This window comes from Breznakibacter xylanolyticus (genome assembly GCF_003254275.1).
In the GTDB taxonomy this organism is placed as follows: Bacteria; Bacteroidota; Bacteroidia; order Bacteroidales; family Marinilabiliaceae; genus Breznakibacter; species Breznakibacter xylanolyticus.
In genome coordinates this window covers 1-7,291 of the sequence record NZ_QKZK01000064.1, presented here as the reverse complement: position 1 = coordinate 7,291, position 7,291 = coordinate 1, and the positions used below count along the sequence as shown (strand labels likewise).

Genomic DNA, 7,291 nt, shown 5'->3' with positions numbered 1-7,291 from the left:
CAACCTGTCACTGGCCACCATCACCGCCCCCATTGGCGGGGTGGTGAGCAACCTGGAGGCAAAAGCCAACAACCCCGCCTCGGCCTTCAAAAGCTTCTGCACCATCATTGGCAACCGCACCATGCAGGTGAGCTTTCAGCTGCTGGAGAGTGAAATGACGCACCTGTCGCCCGGTCAGCAGGTGGCTGTGCAACCGTTTGCCCTGTCGGGGCGCTCGTTCACCGGCACAGTTACGGCCGTGAACCCCACCATCGATGCCTCGGGCATGGTCAAGGTCACCGCCACGCTGCCTAACGATGCAGGAGTCCTGATGGATGGCATGAACGCCAAAATCGTGGTAAAAAAGAGCCTGCCCGACTGCCTGGTCATCCCCAAAACAGCCGTTATCTACCGCCAAAACCGAAAAGTGGTGTTTGTGCACCAAAACGGTAAAGCCATCTGGACCTACGTTGAAACCGGCCTTGAAAACACAACGTCTGTGACCATCACTAGCGGCCTCGAAGCCAGGCAAGAGGTGATTGTGAGCAACAATGCCGATCTGGCGCACGAAAGCCCGGTGACAGTTGGCAGGGAACAGTGATCAGGGAACAGAGGAAAGTAAACAACTGACAGGGCACAGGTATCTGTTAACAGTTAACGGAGATCAGTTGGCAGGGAACAAAAGGCAAAATGAAATCAATGAAATTAAAAAAAACAATGAATCAACCATTTATACCTGATATTTAATTCAAACAACTCACTACCGAGAACTATTAATTGATGCTTTAAGCAAAAAAACAACCACAATCAATTATCTAACAACTGATAACACTAAAATAAAATAGGGAAAAAGAAGGGGAAGCCACCAGCCTCTCAAGCATGTGCTCCCCCTTCCGGCTCCCTCCTAAATAATGAAAGGAGGTGATTGGCAAAGATAAGGAATTATATAAAAACGTCTTAAAGATGTTATCTGTGAAATGATATATCAGACATGTCCTATGTTAACACTTAAAAATTGAATAATGATAAAAAAAATCGCCATAATAGGCATATTTGCTATAAGCATAGCTATTCCAAGCATAAATAAATACAACGATAAATTAAATCTAGATTCTTTAATAAATAAAGCAGTAGCTTCAGATAACGAAAATAGTGGAGGTACTTCAAGTAACTCAAACAGTGGGGGTATTTGGCAAAAAAAATATGAATCAGGCCCAGAATATATGACCTCTACTTCGTATGATAGTCAAACTGGACAATACACAGTTAAACATTATAGATATGAAGGTTATTATGTTCAAAATTCAGCAACAGGAGAAATCATCTTAGACGAAAGAAAAGAAACGGTATACAGAACTACTAATCATTATTAAATAGAGATAATTTAGCGAGAGATGAAAGTCTCTCGCTATTAAATAATATACAAACATGAATAATATATTAATCAATATTTTATCAATATGCGTGTTGTTTTTTTCATGCGTTCAAAAAAAAGACAACACTTTTGCCGAAAGTGTGGATCTTGATTCACTGATGTCTAATAAAAGAGATAGTTCTTTTATCCAACAGGTGCAGTATCTACCATTAGAAACGAATGAAAACTCAATGATTGCGCGCCTTGATGTGATTAAGAAACAGGGGAACAAAATTTTTATATTAGATAAAACATTGAGTACCGTTTTTATCTTTAACGACAAGGGCGATTTTGTTTCTAAAATCAACAAAAAAGGAAGGGGTCCCGGTGAGTATTTGTATTTGAAAGACTTTTTTGTGTCCAACGATAAAATTCACCTCCTGGATTGTACAGGTCAATTCTTTATCTATGACATGAATGGCCATTTTATCAACGAAATCAAATTACCTTTTCAGGCAAATTATTGCGAAAACCTGACGGATTCAATAATTGTATTTCAGGAAATTAACATAGAGGGAAAACTAGAATACAGTGTTGGTTTGTATCGAATAGATGAGCAACGTTTCATTGACACCCTAAAAACAGTGGCCGGAATAAATGATAAAATGGAGAATTTCCATGAGCTTTTATACAAAAGCAACAACAAGGTTAATTACTACAGTGCGACAGATAACATGATCTATCAAATAACACCCAAAGGCATAACACCATTTATTTCCTTAAAAAACAAGGATTTTCCTACTCTGGATGAATTAAAAATGTATGCCGAATACCCAGACAAAAAGGATTATGACAAAATAGATAACTTATGGGGCATATTTGAAAACGAAGATTATTTGACATTTTCTTTTTTCGGCATTTTACCACATCAGGTAATCTACTCAAAGAGCGATCATCAATATTCCTGTTACTTAAAAGTGAAATATACATCGCAACTAGGGAGTGAATTTGTAGGCGTAGACAATGATTGCTTTGTCTCTAAAATTATTCCTTCTAATGCGGGGGGAGCAAGTTTCTTGGAGTTATTACAATCATATAAAAACATTCAAATAATTGGAAATCATAAGGAGCAACTGAAAAAGCTTAAAACTGAAGCCAATCCAATTGTGGTTTTTTCTAATATTTCAGCCAATTAATCTTGTTCAGATTAACTTATTAGTTTATTGCCTTAATTATGAAACATAGTTCCTGCATAATTGTATGCATTTTGTCTGTTATTGCCAATCTAAGTGCTCAATCAAACCTGTCTTCACGTAGGACTATTGTTAGCCAAAAAGACAGTGCCAGTTATAGGACCAAAGTATTAGTCGATTCCTCTTTCTATGGTAACGGTAAAATACGCGAGGTCGTGAAATCGCTTGTTGTAAAAAGAGGCTCCAGGGTTGTTGATTCTATTTCAATAGATAAAAGAATATTGTGGGATAAACAAGGCAAATTGATTTTAACAGAGCATTTTAAAGACGGGATAATAGATAGTGTGACTTCTTGTTATCCAGCAGGATATAATATTATAAAAAACGGAAGTTTTGAGATCCATAGCCCCATTCCCAGTCATATTTTATATACCGATGGAATTGGCCATCCTTTTCCTGAAAACGGGAAACCGGATTTAATTAACAAAAGTAAAAAGTGCATTAAAACGGAGATCGTAAATAAGGATACCATTAAGCAGTATCTGGTTGAAGATTATTTATTGGGTGTGCCGAACGTATGCCGTGAAGATTTGGGGCGGTTTTACTTTTATTCATTGAAATTTAAAAACGACATACTCATTGATAGCACATTCATTCATTCCAATCAGTTTGTAGTTAAGAAAGATGTTTCAGATTTATGCCAAAAACATGCTCCTTGCACACACAATGGTTATAATCTCACTGTATCGGGATGGTCAGGCCATGAATGTAAAACACCAGTAATTCTCGACGTTAATCAAGAGGCTCCATGGCATCCTTCAACTTACTTTCTAAATCGTGAAAACGAATGCAACAAGAAATATTATACACATCTTAGAAGTGAACCCCAACGTCATCCATTATATTATTCAGACTTTCGTAAAAATGAATGTAATATAGAAGTCGAGCCAAAAACTGGCAATTCATTTATTTCAATGATTAAGCTGATCGGATGGAAGAATTGTTGCGCTGCTTATGGAAATAGAAGCTATATAACAGCTAAATTGGAGACGACTCTAACGAAAGGTGAATTGTATTACCTAGAGTTTTGGTTTTGGAAGATTGAATCTCCCGTCAACTATCCATTGAAATTATGTTTTAGTCAGGATGAAATTAATACTTATGAGGAATTCATTGCTATTGAAAATAGTCAAAACATATACATTGGGGACAATGGAGAAGATACTTGGATAAAAAAAACAGTCGTATTTGAAGCACCCATAAATGCCCGATATCTGCATTTCGGATGGGGTTTTTTGAATCAAACAGATAAGCAAGCAAAATTTTTCCTTGATGATTTTGTTTTAGTGAAAGACTGCGACAAAGATTCTGTTCAGCCTCGATTTTTTGTTGATGATACCGAAGCAGTCCCGGTTAACGATCTGGAAAATATTTCGTTTAACGGCACCATCGTTAAAGCCAACGAATCTATTGTTCTCGATAATATTGTATTTTCCTATAATTCATCGGTTTTAGAGGCTTCTTCGTTTTCAATACTTAACAGGCTATATGATTTTTTAAACGAAAATCCTGCACTTATAGTTGAAATATCAGGACATACAGATAATACCGGCGGCGATGCTTTTAATCTGAAATTATCTGAACAAAGAGCTCAATCTGTTTGCGATTATCTTATTGATAATGGAATATCTAAAAATCGACTTGTATCTGTAGGTTATGGTAATTCCAGGCCGGTTATGACTAATTTAACTGAAGATGGACGAAAACAAAACAGGAGGGTAGAGATGCGGATTCTCACCGAATAAATTGTTGATGATTGTTTTAAATTTTGACAAAGTCTTAAATGGATGGTGATCTTTTTATGTCCACCGCTCCCGCTCGATTGCATCCCAAGCTGGCGCACATTTGCAATGTGTGCCTCTTTGCCAGCTCTGATAGTGGATTACTGATCCATGTAGTAAATTGTTAATTATTGCAATAATAACACGAACATTAAAAACGACACAGTAAAACATGCCACCCCTTAAAAAAACCAATCCAATCATCATTAGTTTACTAACCGTTGCACTTACCATCGGTGGCTGTTTGAATTCAACCAATTCAGAGTTAAAGCAAACCACCATCGAATTCCCAGCCACCGAGACCGATTTTGGCACTATCCCCCAAGGCCACCCCAAAACCGTTGCCTTTGCATTCGAGAACAGGGGCAAAGCCCCACTGGTCATCTACAGTGCCGAGGCCAGTTGTGGCTGCACGCACCCCGAGTACCCTAAGGAGCCCATCGCACCCGGTGAAAAGGGAGAAATCAAAGTCACCTACGATGCCAAAGAATCCGGCCGATTTGTGAAAACCGTAACCGTTTACCACAATGGTGCAAATGGGATGAATCTGCTCACCATCAAGGGAAGCGTGGAGGAACCTGTTACATCTCAACAATAACCCGCAAGCATCACATTGTCATCAACCCCAAACCAAATGCAATACCACATGACACCCACACTCCGAAACCTCACATCCCTGATGGCCTTTGCCGTGCTCGCCGTAGCCATCACCGCCTGTAGCACACCCGCCAAGGCCGATGCCAACGATGCCACTGCCATGTCCAAAACCACCGATACCCGCGAAACAGTGCCACAGGTCACCGTAGCCAACGTGCTGCACGGCACCTTTGAGAGCGAGCTGGTGAGCAACGGCCGTCTGGAAGCCGGCGAAAGCGCCCTGGTGCCGCTCACAGTGAGCGAGATGATCACCCGCGTGGATGTGCAGGAGGGACAGCGGGTCGATAAAGGGCAGCTGTTGGGGCAACTGGAGTCCTTTAACCTGCAGCGGCGACTCGACAATGCCCAAAACGCCTTCGACAAGGCAGTGATGGATCTCGAAGATCAACTGGTGTCGATGGGCTACGATGCGGCCGACACAAGCCGAATCCCCGCCAACATGATGAAAATGGCACGCATCCGCAGCGGGTACAACAGCGCAGCCACCGCCCTGTCGGAGGCACGGCGCAACCTGTCACTGGCCACCATCACCGCCCCCATTGGCGGGGTGGTGAGCAACCTGGAGGCAAAAGCCAACAACCCCGCCTCGGCCTTCAAAAGCTTCTGCACCATCATTGGCAACCGCACCATGCAGGTGAGCTTTCAGCTGCTGGAGAGTGAAATGACGCACCTGTCGCCCGGTCAGCAGGTGGCTGTGCAACCGTTTGCCCTGTCGGGGCGCTCGTTCACCGGCACAGTTACGGCCGTGAACCCCACCATCGATGCCTCGGGCATGGTCAAGGTCACCGCCACGCTGCCTAACGATGCAGGAGTCCTGATGGATGGCATGAACGCCAAAATCGTGGTAAAAAAGAGCCTGCCCGACTGCCTGGTCATCCCCAAAACAGCCGTTATCTACCGCCAAAACCGAAAAGTGGTGTTTGTGCACCAAAACGGTAAAGCCATCTGGACCTACGTTGAAACCGGCCTTGAAAACACAACGTCTGTGACCATCACTAGCGGCCTCGAAGCCAGGCAAGAGGTGATTGTGAGCAACAATGCCGATCTGGCGCACGAAAGCCCGGTGACAGTTGGCAGGGAACAGTGATCAGGGAACAGAGGAAAGTAAACAACTGACAGGGCACAGGTATCTGTTAACAGTTAACGGAGATCAGTTGGCAGGGAACAAAAGGCAAAATGAAATCAATGAAATTAAAAAAAACAATGAATCAACCATTTATACCTGATATTTAATTCAAACAACTCACTACCGAGAACTATTAATTGATGCTTTAAGCAAAAAAACAACCACAATCAATTATCTAACAACTGATAACACTAAAATAAAATAGGGAAAAAGAAGGGGAAGCCACCAGCCTCTCAAGCATGTGCTCCCCCTTCCGGCTCCCTCCTAAATAATGAAAGGAGGTGATTGGCAAAGATAAGGAATTATATAAAAACGTCTTAAAGATGTTATCTGTGAAATGATATATCAGACATGTCCTATGTTAACACTTAAAAATTGAATAATGATAAAAAAAATCGCCATAATAGGCATATTTGCTATAAGCATAGCTATTCCAAGCATAAATAAATACAACGATAAATTAAATCTAGATTCTTTAATAAATAAAGCAGTAGCTTCAGATAACGAAAATAGTGGAGGTACTTCAAGTAACTCAAACAGTGGGGGTATTTGGCAAAAAAAATATGAATCAGGCCCAGAATATATGACCTCTACTTCGTATGATAGTCAAACTGGACAATACACAGTTAAACATTATAGATATGAAGGTTATTATGTTCAAAATTCAGCAACAGGAGAAATCATCTTAGACGAAAGAAAAGAAACGGTATACAGAACTACTAATCATTATTAAATAGAGATAATTTAGCGAGAGATGAAAGTCTCTCGCTATTAAATAATATACAAACATGAATAATATATTAATCAATATTTTATCAATATGCGTGTTGTTTTTTTCATGCGTTCAAAAAAAAGACAACACTTTTGCCGAAAGTGTGGATCTTGATTCACTGATGTCTAATAAAAGAGATAGTTCTTTTATCCAACAGGTGCAGTATCTACCATTAGAAACGAATGAAAACTCAATGATTGCGCGCCTTGATGTGATTAAGAAACAGGGGAACAAAATTTTTATATTAGATAAAACATTGAGTACCGTTTTTATCTTTAACGACAAGGGCGATTTTGTTTCTAAAATCAACAAAAAAGGAAGGGGTCCCGGTGAGTATTTGTATTTGAAAGACTTTTTTGTGTCCAACGA

At 40.5% G+C, this 7,291-nt stretch carries 8 protein-coding genes; all 8 read left to right on the top strand.

Features of this window, described 5'->3' with window-relative positions; genetic code table 11:
* Positions 1-580: efflux RND transporter periplasmic adaptor subunit (locus tag LX69_RS17110; protein WP_146260790.1), on the top strand; the 580-nt coding region annotated here is incomplete at its 5' end.
* A 421-nt stretch (positions 581-1,001) separates the two neighbouring features.
* Positions 1,002-1,352 carry a hypothetical protein gene (locus LX69_RS17105; protein WP_111447242.1) on the top strand — a complete coding sequence of 117 codons (351 nt, stop codon included), beginning with the start codon at positions 1,002-1,004 and terminating at the stop codon, positions 1,350-1,352.
* Positions 1,353-1,407: 55 nt separating this feature from the next.
* Positions 1,408-2,529 carry a 6-bladed beta-propeller gene (locus LX69_RS17100; protein WP_111447246.1) on the top strand — a complete coding sequence of 374 codons (1,122 nt, stop codon included), beginning with the start codon at positions 1,408-1,410 and terminating at the stop codon, positions 2,527-2,529.
* 212 nt (positions 2,530-2,741) lie between these two features.
* Positions 2,742-4,331, top strand: a complete 1,590-nt coding sequence (locus LX69_RS17095; RefSeq protein ID WP_170124453.1) for an OmpA family protein — start codon at positions 2,742-2,744, stop codon at positions 4,329-4,331.
* A gap of 208 nt (positions 4,332-4,539) precedes the next feature.
* Positions 4,540-4,965 carry a DUF1573 domain-containing protein gene (locus LX69_RS17090; RefSeq protein WP_111447244.1) on the top strand — a complete coding sequence of 142 codons (426 nt, stop codon included), beginning with the start codon at positions 4,540-4,542 and terminating at the stop codon, positions 4,963-4,965.
* Between the two features lie 48 nt (positions 4,966-5,013).
* Complete coding sequence (locus LX69_RS17085; protein WP_170124452.1) at positions 5,014-6,111, top strand: efflux RND transporter periplasmic adaptor subunit; 1,098 nt, start codon at positions 5,014-5,016, stop codon at positions 6,109-6,111.
* A 421-nt stretch (positions 6,112-6,532) separates the two neighbouring features.
* On the top strand, positions 6,533-6,883 hold the full coding sequence (locus tag LX69_RS17080; RefSeq protein WP_111447242.1) for a hypothetical protein: 351 nt from the start codon (positions 6,533-6,535) through the stop codon (positions 6,881-6,883).
* 55 nt (positions 6,884-6,938) lie between these two features.
* Positions 6,939-7,291, top strand: a 353-nt coding sequence (locus tag LX69_RS17585; RefSeq protein ID WP_146260789.1) for a 6-bladed beta-propeller, incomplete at its 3' end; no start/stop codon positions are given.

What these genes read in the sequence shown, in the direction of transcription:
- LX69_RS17105 (WP_111447242.1), top strand. Translation starts at nt 1,002, where the DNA reads ATGATAAAAAAAATCGCCATAATAGGCATATTTGCTATAAGCATAGCT.
- LX69_RS17100 (WP_111447246.1), top strand. Translation starts at nt 1,408, where the DNA reads ATGAATAATATATTAATCAATATTTTATCAATATGCGTGTTGTTTTTT.
- LX69_RS17090 (WP_111447244.1), top strand. Translation starts at nt 4,540, where the DNA reads ATGCCACCCCTTAAAAAAACCAATCCAATCATCATTAGTTTACTAACC.
- LX69_RS17085 (WP_170124452.1), top strand. Translation starts at nt 5,014, where the DNA reads ATGACACCCACACTCCGAAACCTCACATCCCTGATGGCCTTTGCCGTG.
- LX69_RS17080 (WP_111447242.1), top strand. Translation starts at nt 6,533, where the DNA reads ATGATAAAAAAAATCGCCATAATAGGCATATTTGCTATAAGCATAGCT.